Source organism: Roseovarius sp. TE539, assembly GCF_003298505.1.
Taxonomy (GTDB): Bacteria; Pseudomonadota; Alphaproteobacteria; order Rhodobacterales; family Rhodobacteraceae; genus Roseovarius.
Genome location: NZ_QNGB01000042.1, coordinates 1 through 25089 on the forward strand (window position 1 = coordinate 1; position 25089 = coordinate 25089).

27 protein-coding genes are annotated in these 25089 nt (G+C 68.7%); 2 read left to right on the top strand and 25 right to left on the bottom strand.

The window, feature by feature from the left end:
* Positions 1 to 121: 121 nt before the first annotated feature.
* The 3 genes from DQW77_RS16850 to DQW77_RS16860 all read right to left on the bottom strand — a co-directional run bounded on the left by DQW77_RS16850 (position 122) and on the right by DQW77_RS16860 (position 4596).
* The gene (locus DQW77_RS16850) at positions 122 to 865 is read right to left on the bottom strand and encodes a sacsin N-terminal ATP-binding-like domain-containing protein (RefSeq protein ID WP_113259382.1); all 744 of its coding nucleotides are present in this window, start codon (positions 863 to 865) and stop codon (positions 122 to 124) included.
* A complete protein-coding gene (locus tag DQW77_RS16855) occupies positions 862 to 4173 on the bottom strand; it encodes a TM0106 family RecB-like putative nuclease (RefSeq protein WP_113259383.1) in 3312 nt (1103 codons plus the stop codon). Before DQW77_RS16855 ends, DQW77_RS16850 begins: the two co-directional genes overlap by 4 nt.
* Before the next feature lie 144 nt (positions 4174 to 4317).
* Positions 4318 to 4596 (bottom strand): hypothetical protein, encoded by a 279-nt coding sequence (locus DQW77_RS16860; RefSeq protein WP_113259384.1) that lies wholly within the window; start codon positions 4594 to 4596, stop codon positions 4318 to 4320.
* Positions 4597 to 4712: 116 nt separating this feature from the next.
* Between DQW77_RS16860 and DQW77_RS16865 the strand changes: the two genes are divergently transcribed.
* Together DQW77_RS16865 and DQW77_RS16870 are read left to right on the top strand one after the other, a co-directional pair.
* Complete coding sequence (locus DQW77_RS16865) at positions 4713 to 5708, top strand: YafY family protein (protein WP_258523898.1); 996 nt, start codon at positions 4713 to 4715, stop codon at positions 5706 to 5708.
* 26 nt (positions 5709 to 5734) lie between these two features.
* Positions 5735 to 6400 (top strand): HEPN domain-containing protein, encoded by a 666-nt coding sequence (locus tag DQW77_RS16870; protein WP_181711325.1) that lies wholly within the window; start codon positions 5735 to 5737, stop codon positions 6398 to 6400.
* Between the two features lie 4 nt (positions 6401 to 6404).
* Here the strand turns inward: DQW77_RS16870 and DQW77_RS16875 are convergent, their stop codons facing one another.
* The 22 genes from DQW77_RS16875 to DQW77_RS16980 all read right to left on the bottom strand — a co-directional run.
* Positions 6405 to 7481, bottom strand: a complete 1077-nt coding sequence (locus DQW77_RS16875; RefSeq protein WP_113259386.1) for a DUF2793 domain-containing protein — start codon at positions 7479 to 7481, stop codon at positions 6405 to 6407.
* A 10-nt stretch (positions 7482 to 7491) separates the two neighbouring features.
* Complete coding sequence (locus tag DQW77_RS16880) at positions 7492 to 11460, bottom strand: glycoside hydrolase TIM-barrel-like domain-containing protein (protein ID WP_113259387.1); 3969 nt, start codon at positions 11458 to 11460, stop codon at positions 7492 to 7494.
* 9 nt (positions 11461 to 11469) lie between these two features.
* Complete coding sequence (locus tag DQW77_RS16885) at positions 11470 to 11904, bottom strand: NlpC/P60 family protein (RefSeq protein ID WP_113259388.1); 435 nt, start codon at positions 11902 to 11904, stop codon at positions 11470 to 11472.
* A complete protein-coding gene (locus tag DQW77_RS16890; RefSeq protein WP_113259389.1) occupies positions 11901 to 12785 on the bottom strand; it encodes a DUF2163 domain-containing protein in 885 nt (294 codons plus the stop codon). Before DQW77_RS16890 ends, DQW77_RS16885 begins: the two co-directional genes overlap by 4 nt.
* Complete coding sequence (locus DQW77_RS18110; RefSeq protein WP_147095012.1) at positions 12782 to 13024, bottom strand: hypothetical protein; 243 nt, start codon at positions 13022 to 13024, stop codon at positions 12782 to 12784. The genes DQW77_RS16890 and DQW77_RS18110 overlap by 4 nt, the downstream gene beginning before the upstream one ends.
* A gap of 204 nt (positions 13025 to 13228) precedes the next feature.
* Positions 13229 to 13459 (bottom strand): hypothetical protein, encoded by a 231-nt coding sequence (locus DQW77_RS16900; RefSeq protein ID WP_147095013.1) that lies wholly within the window; start codon positions 13457 to 13459, stop codon positions 13229 to 13231.
* A 3-nt stretch (positions 13460 to 13462) separates the two neighbouring features.
* Positions 13463 to 14107, bottom strand: a complete 645-nt coding sequence (locus DQW77_RS16905) for a lysozyme (protein WP_113259392.1) — start codon at positions 14105 to 14107, stop codon at positions 13463 to 13465.
* A 4-nt stretch (positions 14108 to 14111) separates the two neighbouring features.
* On the bottom strand, positions 14112 to 14243 hold the full coding sequence (locus tag DQW77_RS18675; protein WP_258523899.1) for a hypothetical protein: 132 nt from the start codon (positions 14241 to 14243) through the stop codon (positions 14112 to 14114).
* A complete protein-coding gene (locus DQW77_RS16910; RefSeq protein ID WP_113259393.1) occupies positions 14236 to 14583 on the bottom strand; it encodes a hypothetical protein in 348 nt (115 codons plus the stop codon). Before DQW77_RS16910 ends, DQW77_RS18675 begins: the two co-directional genes overlap by 8 nt.
* Positions 14580 to 15206 carry a DUF2460 domain-containing protein gene (locus DQW77_RS16915; RefSeq protein WP_113259394.1) on the bottom strand — a complete coding sequence of 209 codons (627 nt, stop codon included), beginning with the start codon at positions 15204 to 15206 and terminating at the stop codon, positions 14580 to 14582. The genes DQW77_RS16910 and DQW77_RS16915 overlap by 4 nt, the downstream gene beginning before the upstream one ends.
* Entirely contained in the window at positions 15206 to 17683 is a 2478-nt protein-coding gene (locus tag DQW77_RS16920) for a phage tail tape measure C-terminal domain-containing protein (protein ID WP_113259395.1), read from the bottom strand. The genes DQW77_RS16915 and DQW77_RS16920 overlap by 1 nt, the downstream gene beginning before the upstream one ends.
* The gene (locus DQW77_RS16930; RefSeq protein WP_309301327.1) at positions 17683 to 18411 is read right to left on the bottom strand and encodes a hypothetical protein; all 729 of its coding nucleotides are present in this window, start codon (positions 18409 to 18411) and stop codon (positions 17683 to 17685) included. Before DQW77_RS16930 ends, DQW77_RS16920 begins: the two co-directional genes overlap by 1 nt.
* Complete coding sequence (locus tag DQW77_RS16935; protein ID WP_113259396.1) at positions 18411 to 19352, bottom strand: phage tail tube protein; 942 nt, start codon at positions 19350 to 19352, stop codon at positions 18411 to 18413. Before DQW77_RS16935 ends, DQW77_RS16930 begins: the two co-directional genes overlap by 1 nt.
* A gap of 102 nt (positions 19353 to 19454) precedes the next feature.
* Positions 19455 to 19874 (bottom strand): acyl-CoA transferase, encoded by a 420-nt coding sequence (locus DQW77_RS16940; protein ID WP_113259397.1) that lies wholly within the window; start codon positions 19872 to 19874, stop codon positions 19455 to 19457.
* 99 nt (positions 19875 to 19973) lie between these two features.
* Positions 19974 to 20420, bottom strand: a complete 447-nt coding sequence (gene aac(6') / locus DQW77_RS16945) for an aminoglycoside 6'-N-acetyltransferase (protein ID WP_113259398.1) — start codon at positions 20418 to 20420, stop codon at positions 19974 to 19976.
* 87 nt (positions 20421 to 20507) lie between these two features.
* Positions 20508 to 21140, bottom strand: coding sequence for a DUF6441 family protein (locus tag DQW77_RS16950; RefSeq protein ID WP_113259410.1), 633 nt, complete (start codon positions 21138 to 21140; stop codon positions 20508 to 20510).
* A gap of 19 nt (positions 21141 to 21159) precedes the next feature.
* The gene (locus DQW77_RS16955; RefSeq protein ID WP_113259399.1) at positions 21160 to 21630 is read right to left on the bottom strand and encodes a DUF4365 domain-containing protein; all 471 of its coding nucleotides are present in this window, start codon (positions 21628 to 21630) and stop codon (positions 21160 to 21162) included.
* Between the two features lie 37 nt (positions 21631 to 21667).
* Positions 21668 to 21979, bottom strand: a complete 312-nt coding sequence (locus DQW77_RS16960; RefSeq protein ID WP_113259400.1) for a hypothetical protein — start codon at positions 21977 to 21979, stop codon at positions 21668 to 21670.
* Complete coding sequence (locus DQW77_RS16965; RefSeq protein ID WP_113259401.1) at positions 21979 to 22992, bottom strand: major capsid protein; 1014 nt, start codon at positions 22990 to 22992, stop codon at positions 21979 to 21981. Before DQW77_RS16965 ends, DQW77_RS16960 begins: the two co-directional genes overlap by 1 nt.
* A 41-nt stretch (positions 22993 to 23033) precedes the next feature.
* Positions 23034 to 23399, bottom strand: a complete 366-nt coding sequence (locus DQW77_RS16970; protein ID WP_113259402.1) for a head decoration protein — start codon at positions 23397 to 23399, stop codon at positions 23034 to 23036.
* A gap of 4 nt (positions 23400 to 23403) precedes the next feature.
* A complete protein-coding gene (locus DQW77_RS16975; RefSeq protein WP_181711326.1) occupies positions 23404 to 24393 on the bottom strand; it encodes a head maturation protease, ClpP-related in 990 nt (329 codons plus the stop codon).
* Between the two features lie 4 nt (positions 24394 to 24397).
* Positions 24398 to 25089, bottom strand: a 692-nt coding sequence (locus tag DQW77_RS16980) for a phage portal protein (protein WP_113259412.1), incomplete at its 5' end; no start/stop codon positions are given.

Sequence of the window (25089 nt, forward strand, 5' to 3'; positions counted from 1 at the left end):
TGACGTTTCCATCAGTAACACCTGCTCTTCCTCCGTGCCAAAGCGCACGGATGTTAACAATGCAGGTGGGTCAGTTTTAGATGATCATACCCACCCAAGTGGGTCACTTTTGCATGCCGATTCACAGCTGAAGGGCGTAGCCGAGCATGCCGGGGGCCGCACCACGGTCGAGTTCAATGCGCGCGCCGTTGATCTCGATTGCCACGCGGCGCACATGGCGCAGCGATGCCAGCATTTCAGCGAGACGTTCGCGGTCGGCAAGGGGCGAGAGGCTCTCGGGCTCGACATCCGTGGCGACGACGCCGCTGCTCTTCGGCTTGGGGCGCAGTCCGGGACGTCGCAAGGGGAACCACAAGTTCAATCTTTGAACGGAGGAAATGAAGCGCTCCCCCGCCGAAACGATAAGGGAGGCATCGCTTTCGTCGACTTTGGCCCAGCGAAGGCAATCATCGCCTTCGCGTCCGAGCGTCTCGAAAGGGTTAACGACAAAGTGTAGGTGTTCTGTTCCGTAACCACAGGGAACAACGACAAAGGCATCACAAAGGTGAAAGACTGATTTCTGTCCGAGGCCGAACCGCCCCACGGCGGATTCGTCGAGCGCCTTCACGCTTCCGCCGAAGGTCTGCATGCCCGTTGCTGAGCCAGCGTCGAAACCACCGTCGTTGACCAACAAAAGGCCTGGCCCACGGAGCAGTGGATTGGCAGCATCTGGCCACCCGTTGAGAAGGCTTACGGCTACGCTTTCAGCTTTTGGGTCGTCGGCGTTCTGCAGAAGCTCGCGAAGAATAGGAAACCCGTCAGCCCTGGGATAGCGCTCAAGGTTGTGGCGCAGATGCTCGACAATGTCCTTCGGGTCGAATCTCATGGCACCCCTTTGATTTCAGCGAGTGCCGTCACTGCACAAAGCGTGTTAATCAGCTGCATCTGCTCGACAGTCTCGCATTTCGCTTCGCGCAGGCGCGGCGCGCCGAAGACCAGCGCTAGCCCCTTGGCGCGCGACACCGCCACGTTGATCCGGTTGAGGGAGAACAGGAAGTCCATGCCGCGCGGCGTTTCCTCGGCCGATGAGGCAGTCATCGAGACCAGGCAGACCGGCGCCTCCTGTCCCTGGAACTTGTCGACCGTGCCCACGCGAACGCCAAGCGGCAGCGCATCGCGAAGGGCATTCACCTGCGCGTTGTACGGCGCGACAACGATGATGTCGGTCTCGCGCATCGGGCGGCGCGTGCCGTCCTTCTCCGTCCACTCGCCCTGCAGGAGATCGGCCGCCGCGGCTTGGATCGCGGAGACCTCCTCGGTCGAGATCTGAGCATTGCCCTCATGCGCGACCTGGACCCAGAAAGCGCCCGCCTCGGGAAACCGGGTGCCGCTAACTCCCTGTCGCGCGGTGTCCGCGTGGCTGGTCAGCCGCCCCTCGTAGACCTGCTCCGAGATAAAGCAGCAGACCTCGGGGTGCATCCGCCGCGAGACGGGAAGGAAGATGCCTCGGCCCGGGGGGATCGTCGCTTGATCGCCCAGCATCCAGTCGAGGCAGGAGTGGTTGGCAGGCTCGGGATGCGCACCCTGGATAACCTGAGGCAGCTGACGCGGGTCGCCAACGAGCACGATGTTGCGCGCCGCGCGCCCCATGGCGACCATGTTGGCGAGACCGACCTGCCCCGCCTCGTCCACGAACAGCCAGTCCAGCGTCTGCTCGAATTCCGGACGTGAGAAGAAAAAGGCTGTGCCGCCGACGACATGGGCCTCTGTAAGCACGGGATCGTCGTTGGACGTGGTACGAGTGATGCCGGTGAAGCCCTCGGGATAGCCGTCTTCTTCGCCGCTCACCTTGTGTGCGAGCTCGGCATTTTCCAGCGTGATGTCCGGATCATCGTCCTCCAGCGCAAGAAGACAGCCCATCAGTACATTGCGAATGGCCTCGTGGCTGTTCGAGGCCACGCCGACGCGGTGCCCTTTCCGAACCAGCGACAGGATCGCCCGCGCAGTGACGTAGGTCTTGCCCGTACCCGGCGGCCCCTGGATCGGCAGCACGGTGCCGTCCATCGCGCCAACGGCCGCAATCGTCCCGGCGACCGGATCGGCGCCATTTAGTAGGTCGGGCTTCGTGTTGGTCGTCAGGCGCGGGGCGGCACGCGACAGCAGGTCGTCGATAGCGGTGAACCGACGCGGCCCGCATTGATCCGCGATCACGTCGCGCAGAGCCGCCGCGATGACGCCGGTGTTGAGCGGCCAATCCGGGTGGAGCGTAAGGCGATCGGTCAACAGATCGGCCTTCTTGGGCCCGGCCTTGAGGGTGATCTCTCTCCCGCTCCGGTCGAGCGCGGTGATCTCCATGGTGGTTGGTGGTCCGTCAGCGACTGGCACGGTCGCCTTCTTGCCGCCCCGCAGCTTCGTCTCCTGAGGTGGGAACCGATACGTGCGCGCCATGGATCGCTTCACCGGTTCCGCCGGGCCAACAGCCTCGAGCCCGGCGAGCGCCTCCAGGTCGTCAATCAACTCGTCCTCATCCTTCCCGGCGCTGTCGAAGACTGCCCATTGCGCCGGTTTCGCCTCGCGCTTGTGAAAGAGGCCGAGATTGAAGAGCATCTGCTGTCGTTCCTCGGGCAGACCGGATGCGGCGAGAATCGCATGCAACTCTTCGGCGTCGGCGTCTTCCGCCTCTTCCTTGTCGCCCGCGTCCTCGCCTAGACGCGGCCAAGAGCATTCGGGCCGGACCTGGACCAGCCAATCCCGAAGTTCCTCGGTGGAGATGCAGTCGATGCGGTTGTAGTCCTCGATTTCATCGAGGATCTGCTGTTCGCCCGTCTCGCGCCAGCGTTCGTAGGCGACAACCGAGCCGCCCGCCGTCGTCACCTCGCCTTCGCGCTTTCGATCATAGAAGGCTTCCATCGACTTGATGGAATAGTTCGCCTCCGAGCAGATCAGTCCGCCGCGCACGACGGCGTAGAGATCTACGAACCGGCGCTCGCGCAGTAGCCGGTCGAGGAACGCCTCGCCGATCCCGTATTTGGTGGTCAGCCGACGCAGCGCGGTGATCTCGTAGGGTGCGTAATGGTAGATCCGCGCATCCGGATGCGCATCGAGCCGCCCCCGAAAGAACGCGAGCAGCTCCGACAGGGCCTGCGCCTCGGCCTCGTGGTCATGTGCCCAGAACGCGTGGAAGTCTCCGTCGCACCACACGCCGTGCAGGTATTCGAGGCCGCCCTCGTAATGTGGATCGCCCTCGATGTCGTAGAAGATGTCGCCGGGTGTCGGCTCGGGCAGCAGGTCGAAACCCTTGCCTGGCTCGGGCACACGCAGCTCGTAAGCTGGCTCTCCCGTCTTGCGGGCATGTTGAAGCCGGGCCTGGGTGACGAGCTTTGACCGCGTGGTCTCGGCCATGCCGCGAATGGGGTGATCGAGGCGAGAAAGCGCCTCCATCGTCGTGATTCCCGCGGCCTCGAGCTTTTTCACCTGTCCGCGGCCGATGCCCGCCACGTTGAAGAGGCTGTCCTCGGCGACCCAGACGCCGGCGCAGTGGTCGGCCCAGCGGCACAGCGCGCAATCGGCGCAGGGGACGGGGCGCGTGGGCGACGGGTCAGCCACGAAGGCCTCGAGCCGCGCCCGCGCGCCGCGCGCGTAATGGGCGTAGTCGGCGAGCCGCAGCGTCGCACGTTCGCCGGAGCCGAGTTCGACATGAGCGAACTCGGGCGCCGCGCCCTGAACCTCGGACAGAAGGTCGGAATAGAGCACGAGCTGGAGGACGTGTTTCGGATGCGGCCGACGCTTCAGCTTGGTGTCGGCCACCTCGTAGCTGAAGGGCCCGAGCGCGGACGGGCGCTCCACGCGCTCCAGGAAGTCAGACCAGCCGCCCCAGTTGCCCGACAGGAACGCCCCTTGAAAGACGACCTCGGCACCCTCGGTCAACGCCACACGCGTGGCCTCCGCATCGCGCTCCAGATCACTGCGCGGGATCTCGACCACGGACCTGCCAGAACCCTTCAAACGCTCCAGATGCGCGGCCTCATGCGCGTCGCCCTGCTTCTGTAGAAGCGCAGCATCCTCGCTGTCCTCGCCCGGCTCCGGCCCTTCGCCCCGCAGGCGCATGAGATCGAGCGTCGTGGCATGGGCGCAGCCCATGAACCGCATCAGGTCGCTCGCCGAGAAGAGGATGTTGCCGCCGATTTCCCGCATGGGCTCCTTCAATCGTCAATGAGCGCAACCCGAACCGCGGAAAACGTCTCGTGATTGCAGCTTCTTAAATCATCCCTGTGGGTGTCAATAACTGTCGGCCCTTGCGAAGGTCCGGTGCCTGGAAGGGGTACGAACAGCCACGCTTCAAGCCTTCTTGGTATTTCCGCCACGGACGATCCGCAGGCTCTGCGGTGAAATCAGCGAAGCTCGCTCCCCCTTCGCCCCCATCCACAGAGAGAAGCCTTTCTCGATCAGCTCTGCAGCTTCATCGAGGGTCTTCACATAGACGGTGTGTTCGGCGTGATGCTTGGCGTTGCCATGTGCAGGGTCGCCAAGTCGGTAACCTTTCGACGTGACGTCTGGTTCTTCCACAACGCCTTCACGTGGAGAAACTCGTTCGATCCTGATCACACGCCCGCTCATAGCCATCAATCTCCGTTCCGAAGCTTCTGTCTGCCTTTCGCCCGTTCCTCGGCAGCGGTGAGAGAATCAGGTCGACAGGCAACAGATACCTTCTTAGCTTCCAAGGGTGTCAAAAATTGGCAGGCTACGAGGCGCGCATGTCCTTTTCCAAGGCTCAGGACCTGATCCGGCTTGCGCAGTTGGCTGCGGCAAGACGCAGTGGGATCAGCCTCGAGGAGATCGCGCTGGAGTTTGGAGTGTCCCACCGGACCGCGCAGCGGATGACCGACGCGCTGGAGGAGACCTTCGGAAACGTCCTGGTAGAGGATGGCGAGGACCGCAAACGACGCTGGCGCCTACTCGACCCCGGCCTCGACCGCCTGCAACTTCGCCACGAAACAGGTGTTGAAGCCTTGGAGATCGCCGCTCGCGGGGCAGAGGCCGAGGGTCGTCTGCGTCATGCCCGGGCTCTGATCGAGTTGTGCGAGAGGCTGCTTGCGCAGGCGCCCTCCCGGTCCCGCATCGAGACCGATGCCGAGGCGGTCCTCGCGGCAATGGGACAGGTCACGCGCCCCGGCCCGCGGGTCAGTGTCGAGCCGGACGTGCTCGACGCCATCATCGAGGCGCTGCGCGGCCCGTTTCGGCTTCGCGTGCGCTACAACCGGGACGACGCAAGGCGCATCCTCGAACCGCACGGGGTCTTGCTGGGCCACCGGACTTATCTGGCGGCCCGCGACCCTGCAAAGGCAGACGAGGTACGCAATTTCCGCATCGATCTGATCCGCGATGCGGAAGTGCTGGACGAGAGCTTTACGCTGCAGGACGGTTTCAGCATCACGGATTACGCCGCGCGGTCCTTCGGCGTCTGGCAGGATCCCGAACAGTATGGAGAGGTGATCTGGCGTTTCGCGCCAGAGGCGGCCGAACGCGCCGCGGGCTTCCGCTTCCATCCCCGCCAAGTGCTCGAGGCGCAAGACGACGGCAGCCTTGTCGTTCGTTTCGAGGCGGCAGGCTGGGTGGAGATGACGTGGCACCTCTACCAGTGGGGGGACAAGGTCGAGGTGATTGCCCCGGAGGCGCTCCGGGCGATGGTTGAAGGATACCGCCGATCCGATTTTGGCGCGATGCCGTGAACGAGAATTTGAGACGGAGGAATTCGATGCAAGACAGCCTGTCGTTCAGCGCCTTGAAGGAGAAGCAACGCGCGATCCGTGCAGGCTTTCCCGAGACGATGGGCCTGCGCGTGCACCGCTCCATCAGCTGGATCGGACGAGCCGAGGCGTGTGGTGACGATCACGATGCACGCTTCATCTTCCTCTGGATCGCCTTCAACGCAGCTTACGCGGACGAGCGCGAATTCCAGTCGGTGGTCCCCGGAGAGAGAGCTGCATTCGTCGATTACTTCGGCAAGCTGGTGGCGCGGGACGAAGAACGGCGCATCTACAAGGCTCTATGGCAGCGGTTCTCGGGTCCGGTTCGGACCCTCATGGAGAACCGTTTCGTCTTCAACCCGTTCTGGCAGCATCAGAACGGGATCGACGGGTTCGAGGATTGGGAGGAAAGGTTCCGATCATCCTCTCGCAGCTTCGCACAGTCGTTCCAGGCCGGCGACAGCGTGCGCGTTCTCAGCTTCGTATTCGACCGGCTCTACGTGCTGCGCAATCAGTTGGTGCACGGCGGATCGACCTGGAACAGCGGAGTGAACCGGGCACAGGTCCGCGATGGCGCAGCGATACTCGCCTTCTTGCTCCCGGTCTTCGTGGACCTGATGATGGACAACCCGAGCGAGGACTGGGGGCGGCCGTTCTACCCAGTGGTCGACTAAGGTTTCACCCAACCTTCACGCCCCAGAAGGAGGTCTGATCGGCTGCGAAGTAGCCGTCCGCGGCGCGGAAGTTGCCCTGGAGCTCGACGGTATCGCCGGCGGTGAGCGCAACCATCGTCTGCAGCCACAGAGCCGTCGCCTCCGAGACATGCGCGCCGCTGATCTCGCCGAACGAGCCGCGGATCTCGGTCGTGCCGTTCAGGACGAGCCGCCCGCGCATGCGCGCCGTGGCGCTGGCGTTGATCTTGTAGAGCAGCGTCGCGCCGAAGAGGTAGGTGCCGTCGATGGGCGCCACGAAGTGGTTGTTCGCGGCGTCGAAGGCGCCCTGATCGTTGTAGTCGGTGTTGTTGAGGCCGATCTTCGTCCAGGCCCCGATGCCGACATAGTTGTCGTAGTTGGTGTAGGCCTTGAACCGGGGCAGCCGGGGCTGGTCGACGATGCCGGTGGTGTTGTCGACGCTGAGCCCGTCGAAGAACGTGCTGCCGTCGGCGGACACCGCGAGGCGGAAGCGGTCGGAGCCGAACAGTCCCACGAGCGCCTTGGTCACGAAGCCGGTCTGGAGGGTCAGGCCGAGATCGTCGCCCGCGGCCTCCTTGTTCATGGTGTAGAAGAGATCGCCCGTCCCACCCTCGGCCACCGTTTTCGCCGTCCAGAGCGCGGCGTTGAGCTTGGCCGAGAACGGGTTCGAGGCATCGGCCGTCGTCCCCAGCCCGAGCAGCGCCATGTTCTGCAACGCCGCGGGCGTAGTCCCGACCCAACCCGCGCCGTCGTAGACCAGCAGCAAACCCTCGCCCTCGACCCACGCCCGCCAGCCGGTGCGCGGCGGCAGGCGCAGCCACGCGCCGTCGGTCCAGAGCGCGACGTTGAGGTCCCAGCCGGCCCAGTCGCCCGTCGCGCCCGAGCCGACGATGTAGCGATCGCCATCCGCAGGGCTGCCGGGCGGCGCTGTCAGATCCCGGTCGAGGACGGAAAGCTGGACGAGCCCGTCGAGGATCCGCAGCGCCTCGTTGTGGGTGACGTGCTTCTGGGCCTGCGCCGCGAGGATGTAGGGCAGCAGGAGGTGGGTCGTGGCGTCGGACATGGGATCGCCTTCAGAACAGGAGCGTGACGGTCTTGGGCGCGCCCCGCCCGACGAGGGCGGAGAGCTGGTAGATCCGGATGTCGAGCGTGTCGCCGGGACCGAGCGGCGCGCCCCAGTCGGCGGTCTGCTGGGCGGTGGTGTAGAGCGCGCTGGTCGTGGTCGTGCTCAGCACCCGCTTCACGGCAGCGACGTTGAGGATCTCGACCTCGTAGGCCTCCAGCTCCTCGGCCAGCGGCACCTCGAGCCCGCCCCAGCTGTCGGCGGACAGCGCGCGTGACCGGCGCGTCCAGCGGATCGTCAGATCGCCGGGACTGCGCGCCTTGCGCCACGGCTGCTCGACATGGGCAACTGAGAACGGTCGCAGTCCGATGCCCTCGGGCATGAAGGCCTGCCCGACATAGGTCTCGTCGCTGACCGGACGGTTCGCCGGGCCGATGCGCCAGTTCCACGGCAATCCGAGATCGGCCTCGGCGATCGGCAGGGACGCCAGAGCGTCGTCCAACACCACCACCCGCGCGCCCGCGGGAGCCGGGTTGCCCATGGCGCCCTCGGTCCCGCGTTGGCCGCGCAAGAGTCGGGTCAGCCGATACCGGCCGGGCGCCAGCAGTTCCGCCGCGCCCGCCTGCACGATCTCCCAAGCACCCGGCGCGCTCTCGATCGCGAGCGCGTTGGCGCCGCCGAACAGGGTCAGGTCGGTGATACTTTCCAGGGTGCCAGTGAGCAGATCGACCACCAGCGCATTGCCGAGGTCGAAACGCGAATTTGGCCCGGCGTAGAAGTCCGAGACCAGCGCCCCGATCCGGGCGCGGCTGCCGAACGTCGCCAGCAGCTCAAAGCCGTCGGTCGAGGGGCTGCGGAACACCGCCATCTCGCCGGGCCAGGGAGCCGCGTGCGCCGCGACCAGCGGTCGGTGCGCTGGCTGGTCCTCGGTCAGCTGCGGCAGGTCCAGCAGCACCGCCTCGGGTGCACCGAACACGACGGCCTGCGAGAGCGCCGAAGGCCGTGGCGCGCCGGGTGGGAGGTCGTAGGCCTCGCGATCCTGGCGAACGGCCTCGATGCCGCGCGCGTCAGCGTCGGCGATGGAGACGAGCCGCAGCGGGGTGGTGCGGCCGTCATGATTGAGGCTCACGACATCGGCGGGGTCGAGCGCCAGCCGCGAGGGCGGCAGTCGTAACGCCGCCGTCTCGCGCCCCACCCATGCCTCCATGAGCGCGCGGCGGCATCGGCGTTCGGCCTCCTCTGGCGGTACCGCCATCGGGAAGGACTCCGAGGCGATCCGCGTCGTGTCGACGGTGATGCGCCGGGCCTCGACCTGCGCCGCCTCGTAATCCTCGTCGGCGCGGGCGACCTGCCATTTCAGAGCCTGCGGCAGTTCCGTCTCCTGGCCGCGCGTCAGTTCCAGCACGTCGCCCTCGCGGGCGGCCACCAGATCGTCGGGTGTGAGGGTCGCGACAGAGGCCCGGCCGCGCATGACGAAGCGGATCATGCCCTCGGTCTCGACCGCGTCGAAGCCGAAGTGGCGCGCGAGCGTGGTGATCGAGGCGCGCGGGCTCTCCAGAGCGCCTATGGCATAGCCCTCGACCGCACCCCAGAGGCCGGTGACGTCGATGCGATCCTCGGGGAGCCCGGCGCGCACGCAGAGGTGGCGGACGAGTGCTGCAAGCGACACCGCGCCGAGCCGTCCGGTCAGCCAGTGGCCGAGGCGCCAGTTCGCGCCATCCGTCCAGACGTCGGTCAGCGCCGGGAAGAAGGGATAGGGCCGCGCGTCCCAGGTCCAGGCGGCGCATTCGGGAACGTGCACCATCCGGCCGCCGTACACCGACGAGATCGGATTGTTCGCCACCTCCCCCCAGAAAAGATTCGTGGCCTCGAGATAGGCGCGCTGGATCGCGTCGTCCCGCCAGCCGCGGGAGAAGTAGGGCACGAAGCTTTCCGAGGATTTCGGGTCGAAGAAGACATTCGGCTGGTTGGAGCCCCGGTCGATGGCGGGACAGCCGAGCTCGGTGAACCAGATCGGCTTCAACTGCGGCGCCCATGCTGTCGGCGTCCCGCTCTCCACCCCGCCGGGGCGGTCGTAATGCGCGTTCGACCACCAGCTGCGCAGGTCCTTGTAGCGAAAGACCCACGGCTTGCTGGCCGCTCCGTCGCTGATCGGCGTGCGCATTTGCGCGGAGCGATCCGCCGCGTTTGCGTAGAACCAGTCGAAGCCCTCGCCACCCGCGATGTTCGCCTGCAGGTAGGCGCGGTCGTAGATCGCGGGCCAGCCCTCCTGCGCATCGGCATGCTCGAACCCGTCCCGCCAGTCGGAGAGCGGCATGTAGTTGTCGATCCCGATGAAATCGACGTTGCCGTCCGCCCAGAACGGATCGAGGTGGAAGAACACGTCGCCCGAACCATCGCCCGGCTGGTGTCCGAAGTACTCGCTCCAGTCGGCTGCGTAGCTGATCGCCGTGCCCGCCCCGAGAATCGCGCGCACGTCGGCCGCCAAATCGCGGAAGGCCTGCACCGCCGGATAGACGTTGGCGCCCGACCGGATCGTGGTGAGGCCACGCATCTCCGTCCCGATCAGGAAGGCGTCGACCCCGCCCGCCGCCGCGCAGAGATGGGCGTAGTGCAGCACCATACGGCGCAGACCCCAGTCGCCCGTCGCGCCGGTCCATGAGACGGTCTCGCCCGAAACCGCGAAGTCGGACGGACTGGCGCTGCCGAAGAAGGCCGACATCTGGCTTGCCGACGCGGCGGTTTTGTCGACGCTGCCGGCGTAGCCTGCCACGGGCGAACAGGTGATCCGGCCCCGCCACGGAAAGGCCGGCTGCCCCGTCTCGGCGGCGTTGTCGGAATACGGGTTCGGCAGCGTGTTGCCGGGCGGCACGTCCATCAGGATGAAGGGATAGAAGGTGACGCGCAGCCCGCGCGCCTTCATCTCCTTGATGGCCTGGACCACAGCGAAATCGGCCGGCGTGCCGCCATAGACTGGCCGGTCCTGGTCGTCGCGGCTGACGAGGTGGGCGCTGGCGCGGCTCACGCCGTTCACCGACCAGGTCTGCGGGCTCGTGGTCTTCGCCGAGACTTCGACGCCGGGACGGATCGTGCAGTCGCCCACGCGCAGGTCGTTGCCGAACCAAGCGACGACGAGGCTCACACTTTCGACCTTGGGCGCCATCGCCTGCAGGCGGTCCAGCGCCACCACCATGTCGGCGGTGTCCGAGAGCGCGTTCAGGTTCTCCGGCGTCTGCGCCCCGCCGCTGCCCTTGCGGATACCGGTCGTGGCATAGGTGAACTCGCCCGAGGCGGGGATCATGGTGACGGCTCGGGTCAACCCCTCGGCCGTGTCGGGATCGGCAAGCGGATGGAACACCTCGAAGGAGAGCTGCGGCAGGCGATTGCCGTAGTTGCCCAGCGGCAGATCCTCGAAGACGATATAGGCCGTGCCGCGATAGGCCGGCGTGTTCGCGGCGCCCATCTTCGCCGCGATGAACGGGTCCGCGGTCTGCGCCTCGTCGCCCGGATACCAGCGCCACGTGATCCCGGCGGTGTCGAGGAGCTTGCCGTCGGCCCAGATGCGCCCGATGCCGGTGATCGGCCCCTCGCAGAGCGCCACGGCGAAGCTGGCATAGTAGAGATACTCGGTCGTCTTGACCTTGCCGCCGCCCCCGCCGCCCTTTCCGCCGCCCTGCGTGGTGGTCTTGGTCTCCTCGCGAAAGTCGGTTGCCCAGATCACGTTCCCGCCCATGCGCATCCGGCCGTAGACGCGCGGGATGACGGCACCCTCCGTCGAGGCGGTGATCCGAAGGCTGTCGAGCCGCGGCCCCTCGATCCGCTGGGTCGGCGCGAGCGAGGACACGATCCAGCTGTCGACCACCGAGCCGATGGTGGAGCCCACGAAGCCGCCGATGGTCGCGGCGCTCACGCCGAGGATCGCGCCGCCGATCGACCCGCCAATGGCGGCGCCGGCCGCGCCGAGAACGAGGGTGGCCATGTCGGGGTCTCAGCGTTGCGGGAACAGGAAGGCGACGGCGATGCGCCGCCGCCAGGATGGGGTGAGAGGTTCCTCGATCACGCCGAGCCGCTCATAGGCATGGAGGAAGCTGGCGGGCCCGGTCAGGATCCCGACATGCTTGGCGATGGCGCGCGGCATCATCCTGAACAGCACCAGCGCGCCGGGACCGGCCTTTGCGGAAGGCACCTCGATCATCATGCTGCGCGCGCCTTCCGCCAGCACCTCTCGCGGGCCGGTCTCGCCCCAGTCGCGGCTGTAGGGCGGGATCGGGAATGGCTCGGGACCGACGATCTCGCGCCAGACGCCGCGGGCCAGCCCGAGGCAGTCGCAGCCAACGCCGCGCAGGCTCGCCTGGTCGTGATACGGCGTACCAAGCCACCCGCGCGCCGCCGCGATCACCCGTTCCGGATCGCTGGCTCTCACAGCACGCCCCCGTCGTGACCGCCGTCCTTCGTCGCGTAGCGCAGGATCGTGTCCTGGCCCGGTATGTGCGGGAAGCCGCGGAAGTTGGCAGTGTTCGCGAACTTCGCCCCGCAGGTCTCAATGCGCTTGTCGCAGCCCGCGCGGATGATGAAGGCGTCGCCCTCGGCGATCCCCCGCACCGGCGCTTCGAGCAGGGTCAGGATCGCCACGCCGTCCGTCACATCGTGGCCAAGCACCTCGGCCCGACGACCCGCGTTCGCGCCGCTCGTCCATTCCACGGTGCCGAAGGTGAACCAGCCGGAGGCGAAGCCGCCGAGGCCAGAGGCGGTGAAGGCCCGGTCGCGCAGGAGATCGATGACGGCGCCCGCGCCCTTGTAGGCCGGATCCTCGAGATCGACGCCGCAGCGGTCGTCCCCAAGCGCGGCGTCGCAGGTCGCCTGGAAGGTCCGCCCGACCGTCTGGCCAAGCACGTGGGCGAGCGAGCGCACCTCGGCGACGAACGCCAGCCGCCCGCGCCTGATCTGGCCGATGGCGCCGCGCCGCATCAGCACGCGCTGGCTCGTGTCGGTCCAGTTCACCCGCCACACCTCGACCTCGGCATTGTCCCAGCGGCCGTCGAGGATGTCGGTCTCGGTGATCCGGTCGGAGGTCAGCACGCCCTCGGCGTCCTGCGCATCGACCGACAGGTCCGAACCCGAGCGCACCTCGGAGGCGGTCAGACCGCTCTCGGGTTCGAAGTCGGTCCCGTCGAAGGCGAGCGTCCGGTCGTGATCGGTGAAGCCGAAGGTGACGCCATCGGCGCGCGTGATCCGCCAGCACCAGGCGAGCGTCGTCGTGCCATCGTCGAGATGCGCCTGCAGAGCTTGATCGAGGGTCTTCATCGGCAGGTTCCCGTCATTCGGTCGTCGAGATCGGCCATCCAGTTCGCCCAGTCCGGCGGAACCTCCGCGACGGTCTCGGCATCCGGCCGGGTGAGCCGCGCCTCGGCATAGGAGGCACAGCCTGCATCACCAACGCCCGTCGTTACGGCGCAGCCGGTCAGCGGGATCGCCAGCGCCGCGGCCGTCACGAACCGCGTCGCGTCCCCTCTCGACGCGCTTGTTCTCGTCTTCGATCGCATCTTGTTCCGCCTCCCGTTTGCCCGCGCGTTCCCCTTCTGCACGCCCCCAGACCCGGCCGAGGACGACACCTCCGACCGCGCCCAGAGCCGCGACCAGCCAGATCAGGAACTCAGCCACCGTTACGCTCTCCGCGCGCGGCCGCGACGCAGAGAGCTGCGACGAAGACGCCGAGGCAGCCGCCCACGACCAGACCTGCGAGGAACTCAAGCATCGCCACGGAACCCGCGCTCGATCCGGTCGCGCAGGCCGATCAGGCCGAGCCCGAGGAACAAGAGACCCGCCGGTGAGGCATCGCCGCTGCCGGCGAGCAGCGCGACGAGACGGGAGAGTTCCCCGAGCGGCCCGGTGGAAGGCAATGCGAGGGAGGCGATGCCGGTGAGCATGGCGAGCAGTCCTGCCCACCAGGTCATGGAGTTGGGGCGAACGTAGCGCATGGGTCAGGCCCTCCGGATCAGGGTGGAGAAGAAGGTGGCCAACCGTGCGAGCCAGCCGGTCGGCGTGGGGGTGACTGGGGTATGGGGCTTGGCGGGTTGCAGGAGCGCCAGCGCTTCGCTCTGTGCCAGCCGCCGGATCGGCCGCGAGAAGTCCACGCGGCCCGTGCGGTCCACGGACCAGACCGGGATGGTTCCGCCGGGATAGCGGCCATGGCGGAACAGGTCGCGCTCCGCCTCGCGCCGGGGCATGATCTCGGCCGGCCGCCGCCAGTTCAGAAATGCCTGCGCGGCCGCCTCCTGGTCGCCGGCGTTCAGGTGGCGGGTCAGCGCAGCGCGGGCGATGCCGCCGGTATTGTAGTGGAACGAGACCAGCGCATCGAACTCGTGCGGCGCCAGCGGGACGGTCACCGCGGCCCGGACCTCGGCCTCGTAGGTCGCGATGTCCGCCCGGAAGACCCGGAACGCCTCACAGATCCCGGCATCGAGATCGGCGGGCATGCCGCGGGCTATCTGCGCGGGGTCAGGCGGCCCGGCCGCCACCGTATGGCCGATGCCGAAGGTCCAGGTGCCGGTGGAATCGCGGTAGGGCGCGGGCACGACTCCTTCGTGCCCGGCCAGGGCCAGCAGGCCCCGCTCGGTCATCTGCATGGGATTACTCCAGAAACGAGAGGATCAGGATCAGCGCCGCAACGGCGAGGCCGACGCGCACCCGATGCGCGAACCGCGTGCGGGGATCCTCGCACCCGGTGCGCAGCGCGCGGGCAAGGCGGAGAAGCTCAGTCATCCTTGCGCCCCTTGGCGGCGCGCAGCCGGGCGAGGACGACCTCGATGAAGGCCGGCCCGAACACGCCGACGAGATAAGCGGCCGACCCCGCCGCTCCGCCCGCCGGGATCGCCTCGGGCGACAGCCCCAGCCACGCCGCGATGACGGCCATGGAGAGACTGCCCATCCCGGCTGCGATGAGCCCGCCAAGCAGGATGTGCCGAAGCGCATCGCGCAGCCGCATCTTTGTCGTCAGCGCGTTCGTGGCGCCGCCGAGCGCGCCCCAGGCGGCGAGGATCACGGCCGTCGATGCCGCGAGCTCACGCAGCACCGCGGCCACGAAGCTGCCGGTGTCGTTCATCGCCGGATCTCCAGAAGCGGAATGGAGGTGATCGAGCCGAGCCGCTCGAGGTCGAGCGTCACGTCGAGCACGTCGGTGTCGAAACGGACGGGCACGTCGAACTCGAAGCCCGCGGTGATGGCGACGCCAGCGCCCGGCGCGGCGCTGAAGGTGACGACGCCGGTCGTGGTGTCGACCGACCAGCCGGAGGGCTGCTCGACCCCGCCGAGGGCGATGCGCACAGTCCCCGCCACCGGCTTGGCGATGGCGCGCGTCCAGGATTGCGCGCCCGAGGCGTAGCGCTTCACCAGCTGAAAGGCGGTCATCGTGCCATCGCCGGTGCCGATCGCCTGGTCGGTGGGCGATGGCGTGCCCGAAGGCAGGCATGACTTGTGGTCGGCCCAGTCCTTGAACCGGAAGCCATGCAGGCGGCCGTTTCGCGCCTCGAAGAAGGCGACGACCGCTGCCAGATCGTCGGCGCGGCGGATGCCATAGGCGACATCGTAGCGGCGGCGCGAGTTGGCCCAGCTGGCGTTACGTTCCTCGTCGCCCGAGGCAAGTTCGACGATCTGCGTGCGCCGTTCCGGCCCGCCCCGCGCGCCGCGGCTGATGTTGTCGGGAAACCGGACCTCGTGGAACGCCATCACATGCCCCTCCGGCCCATGGCCACGGCGCGCGAGATGTCGGCCGCGACCTGTGTGCGGGACTGCCGGAAGCTCTCGGCGTCGCGGGTCTGGATCGAGATGTTGACGATCGGGGCGGGCTCGCGGTCGCGGCGCGGGGCCTCAAAGCCGCGCGCCTCCCGGCGAGAGAGCACCCGCTCGCCGCGCTGCAGGATCGCCGGCACCTCGTCATGACGCAGGCCGAGCGTGCCGCCGGAATGCATCCGCGGGGCCGCCGCGAAGGCCGCAGCCGGGACCATGCGCCCGGGTCCAGGTGCTCCGACCACGCCGCCGGCATGCAGGACGTTGGCGAAGAGCCCGCCGGCGCCCCCGAGCGCGCCGCCGAGCGCACCCGCGATCGGCCCCAGGATGAAGCGCCGCGCCGCGAGCTGCGCGAGATCGGCGATGAGCGAGGTGACGAGATCGCGGACCTTCAGCTTGCCGGTCTTCACGAACTCGCCAACGGCATTTTCGGCCGAGCGGAAGGCGCCGACGAGGCTCTGGCCGATATCACCGCCGATCTCGCGCGCCCTGGTGGCGTAGTCCGACAGCGCGGCGGTGACCGCCTGCCAGCCGGTGACGGCCCGCTCGGTGCTCGGCTCGGCGGCGGAGGCTGCCGCGCCGGCCGCGGCACCAGCGTCGGTGGCGGCCTGTCCGGCCGCGCCAAGCGCCTCCTCGAAGCGGTCGGCCGAGGCCGTGGCCGCCTCGAGCGCCGCCGCGCCATCCGAGCCCGCGCCCGCCACGGCGTCCTTCAGCGCCTGCCAAGCGGTCATCGGGCGCGCGGCGGCCTCCGTGAGCATGCCGGCCGCCTCGGCGTAGCCCGCAGCGCGGCCCCGCGCATCCGCGGCCATCCCGCCGAAGAGATCCGGCGCCTCGACGTGAGCGCGGCCCATGGCGGCGCGGAAGGCGTCGCCCGCGGCATCGCCGACCGCCGAGGCCGCGCCGGCGAAGGGGTTCTCGACCCCGCCCAGCTCGACCGGGTCCAGCCGGCCGATGGAGAGGCCACCTTCGCCGGTCGCCCAGTCGGGCAGATTGGAGAGCGCCGCGTTCAGCCGGGCGATGAAGCGATTGATTCGCGCCACCACGCCGTTGATCATCGACTCGACGCCGTCGATCAGGGCATTCGCGGCCTGGAAGGCGAAATCCCCGATGGCCTCCGGCAGCGCGCGCCAGGTCGCCTTCACCGCGTCGAAGGCGCCCGAGAAGGTCGCGACGGTGCTGTTGCCCCAGCCGACCACGGCCTCCGTCGCGCCCTGCAGACCCTCAAGGATCGTCGCCTGCGCCACGGCCCAGCCAGCCTCCACCCGCGCCCAGGCGGCGCCGGCGCGCAGGGCGATCCGGTCCCACGCCTCCGCCGCCACGTCCTTCAGCAGCCCGAGCGCCGCGCCGATGCCGCCGGTCGCCGCCGCGAGGCGCGTGAACTGGTAGATCAGCTCGCCCGCGCCGACGATGAGCGCGCCGATGCCGGTGCGGATCAGCGCCCCGCGCAGGACCACCAGCGCCGTGGCGAGCCCGCGGACCGAGAGCGCCGCTGCGGCGAGCCCTGCAACCCAGCGGCCGGCGAGGAACCCGGCGAGAGCGGCTGCGGTGCTTGCCACCCGCCCGACATTGTCGATCAGCAGGACGAGCGCGTCGGAGATGCCGGTGAAGACGCGCTGGATCGGCCCGCCCACTTCGCCCAGCCTGGCCAGCCCCTCGGCCGCGCTCTGCAGCGCCGGTGCGGCGGCGACGGCCAGCTGGTTCGAGAGGCCGCGCCAGAGCAGCCCCAGCCGCGAGATCGCGTCGTTCGTCTCCTCGATCCGGTCCGCGTCGGCGTCGTTCACCAGCACGCCGAAGCGGCGCAGCTCGTCGTTCGCCTGGCGCAGCTGCGCGGGGTCGAGTCGCTGGAAGGCCACGAAGGCGCGGTCGCCGAAGAGCTGCGAGAACAGCGCCGCCTGCTCGGAAGCCGCCGCGTTCTGCCGGATCGCCTCGGTCACCCGCGCGATGCGCGCATCGAGCGGCAGCGCGAGCAGCTCCGCCGCGTTGAGCCCCAGCCGCCGGATCGCATCGGCCGCCGGCCCGCTCCCGTCGGCGGCGAAGAGCGACAGGCGCCGGGTCAGGCGCGCGGACCCGGCCTCGAGCTCGCGGAAGGAATTGCCCGACAGGTCCGCCGCCCGGGCGAGCACCTGCACGCTCGCCGTGGTGGTGGCGAGCGACTGCGCGAGCTTGGCCTGCGCATCGATGGTCTGAAGCCCCGAGCGGATCAGCGCCGCACCGGCCGCCGCAGCCGCGGCGCCGACGACCCGGGCGATCCGCGAAGCCTGCCGCGCGAAGCGGGCGAGCCGGCGGTTCGCCGCCTCCATTTCGTGCGAGAGACGCCGGAAGCCCTGCTGCCCGGCCTCGCCCACACCGCGGAGCGCATCCTTGACCTGACGACCGCCCGTCGCGGACAGGCGGACGCTCACGCGTTTTTCGGCCATCACTCAGCCCCCATGGCGCCGCCGTCTCCGCGGGCCTCGTCGCTTCGTTTCTGCAGGGTCTCGACCACCGCCGCCTCGACATGCGGGAGAAGCTCGGCGGCGGCGGCCGGGTCAACGCCGCGGGCGCGCGCCATGGCGAGCAGCGCGGTCATGTCGAAGCCGATGACGCCGCCCATCGGCGCCAGCCGCAGCTGGCCGCCCGCCGCCTGCACCAGGTCCCGTACCTGCCGGCCCTCGAGCGTCAGCGGCCGCTCTTGCGTTTGCGGGCAGTCCGGGCACGGCCCTTGGCACCCTGCGCAGTACTCCGCGCCCCCGCCCCAGACCCAGGCTGCGAGGGCGCAGAGGCGTTTTTTTTCCTGCTCCAGCAGCAGCCCCTTCTGGACGTAGCGGGTCTGGAACGCCTCGAAGATCGGCCAGATGTCCATCAGCGCCGGGATCGTCTCGGGCCCGGGGTCCACCGGGGCGCCCTTCGCGTCGCCCACGCCCTCCCACTCGACGATCGCGAGCCGGGCCAGCGCCACCGCGAAGGGGATCGCCACCGCTTCGTCGCTCGCGCGCGATGTCTCCGCATCGTCGCCCTCGCCGGGCACGGTCTCCAGCGCCTCGACCACGTCCGGGTCGCGGCGCGCCTCGGCCATCAGCGCGGTGGTGATCGGCAGGAGTTTCAGGCGCACGCCGCCGGGCATGTCGTGCCAGGCGGGTTTGCGCGTCATGTCGAGTCGGAGCATCAATACTGGTCCACGTCGTTGATGAGCGTTGCGGTGGCCATGCGGCCGGTGCCGGGGTCGCGCGCCGCCTGCCAGTCGAAGGTCGCCTGGATGCCCTGCGGCCCGTCGATCCCGATCCGCGGGCGCGGCAGGTAGACGGCATGCCCGGTGAGCGTGAAGCTCTCGCCCGAGGGCAGCGCGTAACCGAACACCAGCTCGCAAGGATCGCCGTCGATGGCCTGTTGCAGCAGCGTCTCGTCGGCGAAGCGGACCACCACGTTGCCGGTGAGCGCGGCGATGCCGGGCTCCACGCCGTCGATCTTGCCGTCGGCGCGGATCGTCTCCACCCGGTCGAGATTGTTGGCATAGGTGATCTCGGCCGAGACGAGATTGCCGAGCGCGGTGCCGTTGCGCTGGACGCTGCCGTTGAAGCTGCCGAAGCGCTTGAGCGCAGGCTCGCTCGGCGTGCCGGCCTGGCTGGTGGCGCTCTTGTCCTCGCCCTGCGCGATGACGCCGACCGTCGCGGTCACGAGGCCCGAGCGCTCCATCGACCACTGCAACTGGTTGACCCGGCAGCCGGGATACATCGCGTAATGCGGAACCTCCGGCAGGCCCTTTTCCAGCGCGAAGCTCGGCAGGTCCCAGGCGCCCGACTGGAACTCGTGGGTGTAGGGCCCGGTGCCGCTGGTCACGGGCGCGCCGAAGGCGGCCTTGAGCCAGTGGCCCCAGGCCTCCGCGTCGATCGGGACCACCACGTCGCCATCGGCGGTGATCGCGTCCTTGACCGGCGCCAGCGGATCGCGGCCGTAGCCCAGCAGCTCGGAGTCGAGCAGCGGCTGTTCGGCGGCGACGGTCAGCCCCGGCGCGAACGGCATGCGGATGAAGCCGCTGGCCGGCGGCGTGCCGTAGGTGGTCTCGAAGCCGAGCGCCAGCCGCGCCCGCGCCCCAAGGGATCGTGCCATGGTGGTCTCCTGTCGCAGAAAGAAGCGGCCCGCGGAGCGGGTCCGCGGGCCGGTGGGTCAGTGGTTGGGTTTGGGGGTGCCCCGGTGTCGTGGGCGCCGCGCTCAGCTCAGCGGGTCGTCCGTCGTGTAGTGCAGCACCACCGCGATCGTCGCCGCCTTCAGGCTGGCCGCGCCCTCGACCGGCAGATCGACCGGCCGCGGCGCCTCCGCCTCGACCCAGTCGCAGAGCCCGCCCAGCGTCCGGTCCGCGGCGAGCGCCGTGCCGATGCTGGCTGTCAGCGTGTCGAAGGCGACGTCACGGTCGGTCCCCTGCACGACCGCCTCGATCTCGGCGCGGTGCTGGTAGTGGTAGGCAAGCGGCGAGAGCGTGACCTCGGGCTCGCCCGGCTCGCCGTCCCGCAGGATCAGCAGGCCCTCGGCCGGCACCCGCTCGGGCAGCACCTCACCACGCAGGGCAGTGGCCGGCAGCGCCGAGAGCCGCGCGTGCAGCGCGGCGAGGATGGTTTCGCGAGGGGTGGGCATGGTTCTTCACTGCTATGCAGGTGCAGGAGAGGTCGGCTTCGAACCCTTGGTAAACTCGCTGCGATTGTCGCCAACGCTCCCGAGGTGGCGGAAGCTGAGCTACAGGGGCATTCGGAAAAAGACGACGCGTTCTGTCTCCTCGAAGCCTACGGCCGCATGGAAGGCGTGGCTTGAGGTGTTCGCGAGATCCGCGTCTGATCCAAGCTCCGTACATCCGCGTTCGCGCGCCCAGGATTGGACTGCTCGCAACAACTGGCCGCCGATACCGCAGCCCCGATGCTCGGCGCGCACGAAGATCCCCTCCAGAAAAGCGACGGGCGTCGTTTCGCATCCGTTCACATGGTCTCGGCGCAGGGCGGCCTCGGCGAAGGCGCGGAGCCCAGTCCCATTATCTTCCTCCAAGAAGGCGATGTACTCCCCGTGGGGTCTTGCGAGAATCGCCGCTATTTCATCACGGTGTTCGTCGAATGACGCATCCGGCCAAAGCTGGGCACGCAGGTCGGCCCAGGCTTCGATATCCGAAGAGTTGGCGATCCGTATCGGCATTTCTCGAGTTTGCCCGCTGTCCCGAATATCCGCAACATGGCCTCAGCGGTGGCGACTTAGGAGACAGCTTCGTCCCGCTTGCCGATATCACAGCCTCCCCTCCACCCAGTTTGCCACGATCAGCCCCGGCACGCTGCCGTGCGCCCGCTCGGCGTCCCGGTCGAGGTCCAGCCGCTTCGGCAGCTTGACCTGCGGGACCAGCAGGAAGATCGGCGCGGTGACCTGGTTGCGGCCGGTCTTCGCGCGCGAGGCCACCGCCTGGCCCCGCTTATTGATGCGGGCGCGGTCGGCCACGAGCAGGCTGGGGCCCCGCCTGCGGTAGACGAAGCGGAGCCGCAGCCCCCGGCGGCGCTCCCATTCGCCCGGGGTGATCTTGCCGCCGCGCAGGCCGCGGCCGGCGGCGGGCGTCGGGATCGCGAGCCAGAAGCCGGTCTTCGAGCGGATCAGAGGGCCGGTGTCGTGGGCTCCGACGATGGCCGGGGCCTTCGACCAGACCAGCGAGGCCGCGCCGATGCTGGTCGTGCCCTTGGGCCATGTCTCCGCGCGGATGCTTCTGGCCAGCCGCTGGCCCAGCCCCGCGCCGGTGATCTGGCGGCGCCAGTCGGCCTTGAGCTGCCCGCCGGCCTCCCGCATCGCCGTGGTCACCGCGCGCTCGCCCGCCTTGATCTCCGCAGCCATGAGCGCGGCGAGGTCCGGTGTGACGTCCAGATTCAGTTTCATCCGGATTTCGGAGACACGATCAGTCGCGTGACGCGCCAGCGCCGAAGATGTTGGCGGCAGCATGTTCGAAGCGGAAAGACTCCAGGTCTGGAAGCCGCTTTCGAGAGAGGTTCAGGCCGTATTCTGGCTTGCTGACCGCGCCCTCATAATCCCGGTCGACGAAGAGACCGTCTGGTTCGGCCCACCGAGATGCAGGTATGAGATACTGATGAGGTGCCAGGCCGTCCTCGAACAGCGTAAGTGCAACCAGCAGGTTGGATCGGATACGGAACACGTCCTTCCGGAAGAAAACGTAGTTGAGCTTCCGCACGGACTTGACCTGCACGTCCCAGTATCGGTCGGGTTCCTGCCGCACGACGAAGTCAATCCCGCGATCGTCGACCTCCGCCGAGTAGACATCGAGGCCGAGCAACGTGAACTGCATCTTGGTGAAGTACTCGGCATATCGCCCGATCTGCAGATGGCTCAGCCGGCTCCAATCGTGTTGCATCTGCTTATCCTGAGCGGACGAAATCTCTCGCACCTTCCTATGCCGGGCGCAGGTCCAAGGTCCAGACCAGCCGCTCGCGGTCGCGGACGGGCTCGCCCTGGATGAGGAAGGCCTCGCCGTCGATTTCGATGCGGTCGCCCGGGCGCGGGTTTGCCACCTCGGCCACGCGCAGATCCACGCGCGTGGTCTCCGACCAGATGCGCGCGTCGCCGAAACCTGTGGTCTCGTCCGCGCGTCGCGCCACGACCCGGACGAGGACGGGGGCACCACCCTCGGGCGTGTAGACGGCCTCGCGGGCGATGTTGTCATCCGCGAAGAGCGCATCGAGGGCCATGGCAACCACGCTCATCAGGTCCGCCGCGCCGAGCGAAGCACCTGCGGGCGCGTGCAGATCGGCAGCGGATTGCTCTCGATCTCCAGCCGCACCCATTCGTCGCGGTCGCGATCCGGGATCATGCGCGCGTAGAGCGGCTGGCCCACGGTGTTGACCGTCTCGAAGGTGTCGGCGGGGGCGTAGTAGATCTCGAACAGCCCCTCGACGCCTTCGGGATAGAAGTAGGCCTTGTCGGTGGGCACGCCGAAGCCGAGGCCCCCGCGGTAGCGGCGGAAGGTGATGCCGCCGAAGCTGACCTCTTCGCCCACGCGCCCGCGCAGATCGGCGGCCGCCGCGGTGTTCAGGTAGGTCTCGCGCACCTCCTTGTGCGCCACGAGATCGGCGAAGAAGGCCGAGCCGCATTCGGCGCGGATCTGCACCTGGCCGGCGGCGAGCCCGCCCAAGCTGTCCTCGACGCTCTCGATCAGCGCCTGACAGCGCTTGCGCAGCGCGCCCGAGGCGGGTGTCGCATTGTCGAGATCGAAGTCGACCTCCGCTGCGGGCGTGATGCCGAACTCGGCGTGGTAGTCGATGACCGTCGCCCCGTCCTTGGGGTCCTTCACCACGCCCTGGATGCCGTTGAAGAGGTGGAACTCGAAGGTGGCCTCGGCGTCGTTCCTGAGGCGGCCGAGCTTGCGCGCCACCTCGGCCTGCACCTGCTGAACGGCGGTCTCCGAGCCGAAGTCGCGGATGGACTGGATCTCCGAGGCCCAGAGCACATCCTGCTTCTTGAACTGCCGGCAGACGAAGGCGCGCATCTCGCGGCGTTCGGGGATCTGGCTCTCGTAGGCCGAGCCGCGTTCGGAGAACGGGATCAGCGACAGCGTGCCGTCCCGGCTCTCGATCATCACGGTGCGCGCGCGGACCCCGCGGGCGCCGAAAAGGTTCGCGCCCGACAGGATCGCGGGCTTGTAGGGGATGTTCTCGAGCGCGCGGGTGAGCTCGACGATGGTGAAGGCATCGCCTTCGAAGATGTCCATGGTTGCCATGTTGATGCCTCCGGGTCAGGGATGGGTGTGGGGATGCGCGGTCAGCGGACGAGGATGCCCGCGGCGAGGAGCGCCGTGTGGGCCGCGGCGATCTCGGGATCGCTCGGCGTGCCGGCAAAGACGAGATCGTGGCGGTTGACGATGGCGGGCCCGCGGACCATCGCGACGGCCGGGGCATCGCCACCGGACGCATCCGCCTTGCCCCAGAGCACCGCGACCGCGGTCTCGGTGCCGTTGGTGGCATTGGGATCATGCGCGGCGTATTTGCCCGAGGCCGTGATCTGGCCCAGCACCGTGCCGGGGACGAGCGTTCCGGAGGCGACGGTGATCGTCTCGCGGGTGTAGTCGCGATGGGCTTCCCAGACGAGGAAGCCGCCGGGATGCGTGCCCTCTGTCAGCGTGGTCATGGAGTCATCCTTTCAGCTTGAAGGTGCGGGCGATGACGTCGCCCCAGGGGCGGGTCGTGGCGCTGCGCCCCGGTTGCGGGTGATGAGGCGTGATCTCGGGCGCGGCCTCGGCCTTCGCGTGCAGCAGCGCGGCGCGCACTGCGTCGAGGCTGGCGTCCTCCTCGAGGAACCGCCCGGCCATCTGCGGCTGTCCGGCGAGGCGACAGAGATCGACGACGGCCCGCGCATGGGCGATGGCCTCTGCCCGGATGGCCGCGGCGTCCGGGCCTGTGGCGGCGTCTGCCGCCGTGCCGTCCGAATCGTGCGCCTCGGGATCGGGCGCCGGCGCGACATCGTTGGCGTCTTCAACGATGTCGGTTCCCGTCTCCGCGCTTTCCGGATCGGCGGTCTCGACCGGCTCGACAGCCTCCACCAGCTCGGGCGGCGCGTTCCGGAAGCGGGCGATGTCGAAGCTGGCGGCGATGCGCACGGGATCCGCCAGCCGCGTGGCAAGGCCGGCGTCCAGCGCCTCGGCGGCCGAGAACCAGGTCTCCGCCGCCATCAGCGCCGCGATCTCGTCCTCGGTCTTGCCGGATTTGGCCGCGTAGCCGCGCAGCATGCCGGCCGCGATCTTGTCCAACGTCCCCGCCATCTCGCGCATGTCCGCCGCCGTGCCCATGACGAGGCCGGAGGGATCGTGGATCATCAGGAAGGCGTTCTCGGGCATAACGATCGCGTCGCCTGCCATGGCGACGTAGCTCGCCGCCGAGGCCGCGATGCCGTCGATCCAGACGGTCACCGTGCCGGCATGGCGGCTCAGCGCGTTGTGTATGGCCACGGCATCGAAGACCGACCCGCCGGGGCTGTTGAGGCGCAGGTCGATGGTCGCGTCATCCGGCAGCGCGCCCAGCTCGGCCAGGAACCCCTTGGCCGAGACGCCATAGGCGCCGATCTCGTCATAGATCAGCACCTCCGCGGCGCCGTCGCGGGCGCGGATCGTGTACCAGCTTTTCATGATGTCACTCCTGTTCGGTCGCGCGGCCCGCTGCCGCCCCTTCGTCTTGGCTGTCGCCATCCGCCCCGTCGCCCGGATCGGGCCGCGTCACCGGGGTCGCCCGCGCCCCCTGCGTCTCGCCCGGGCTGGTGCGGTAGCGCAGGCCCAGCCCCTCGGCGCGCGCCGTGTCCGTGGCGTTCTCGCGGTCCACTTCCTCGACGTCGTAGCCGGTGGCCTCGACCACCTTGCGCCGCGAGGTGATGCCGGCCTCCATCGCGAGCACCTGCGCCTGGATGTCCTTCAGCGGATCGACCCAGTCCCAGCGGGGCGGAATCCACTGCACCATGCGCGCGGCCGCCGGGTCGGGCAGATCCAGCCGGCCCGCCAGCCGCGCGGTCTCCAGCCAGCGCGCCCAGACCGGGCGGCAGAGCTGATGCGCGATCACCCCGTGCTGGAGCTGCTGCACCCGCCGGCGGAACTCCACCAACTCGGCCCGCAGGCTCGAATAGTTGGCCTGGCGCACGTCGCCGGTGACCAGGTGATAGGGCAGCCCGAGCGAAGCCGAGACGCCGAGCAGCGTCCGGTACTGGTGTGAATCGGCATGCAAAAGTGACCCACTTGGGTGGGTATGATCATCTAAAACTGACCCACCTGCATTGTTAACATCCGTGCGCTTTGGCACGGAGGAAGAGCAGGTGTTACTGATGGAAACGTCAA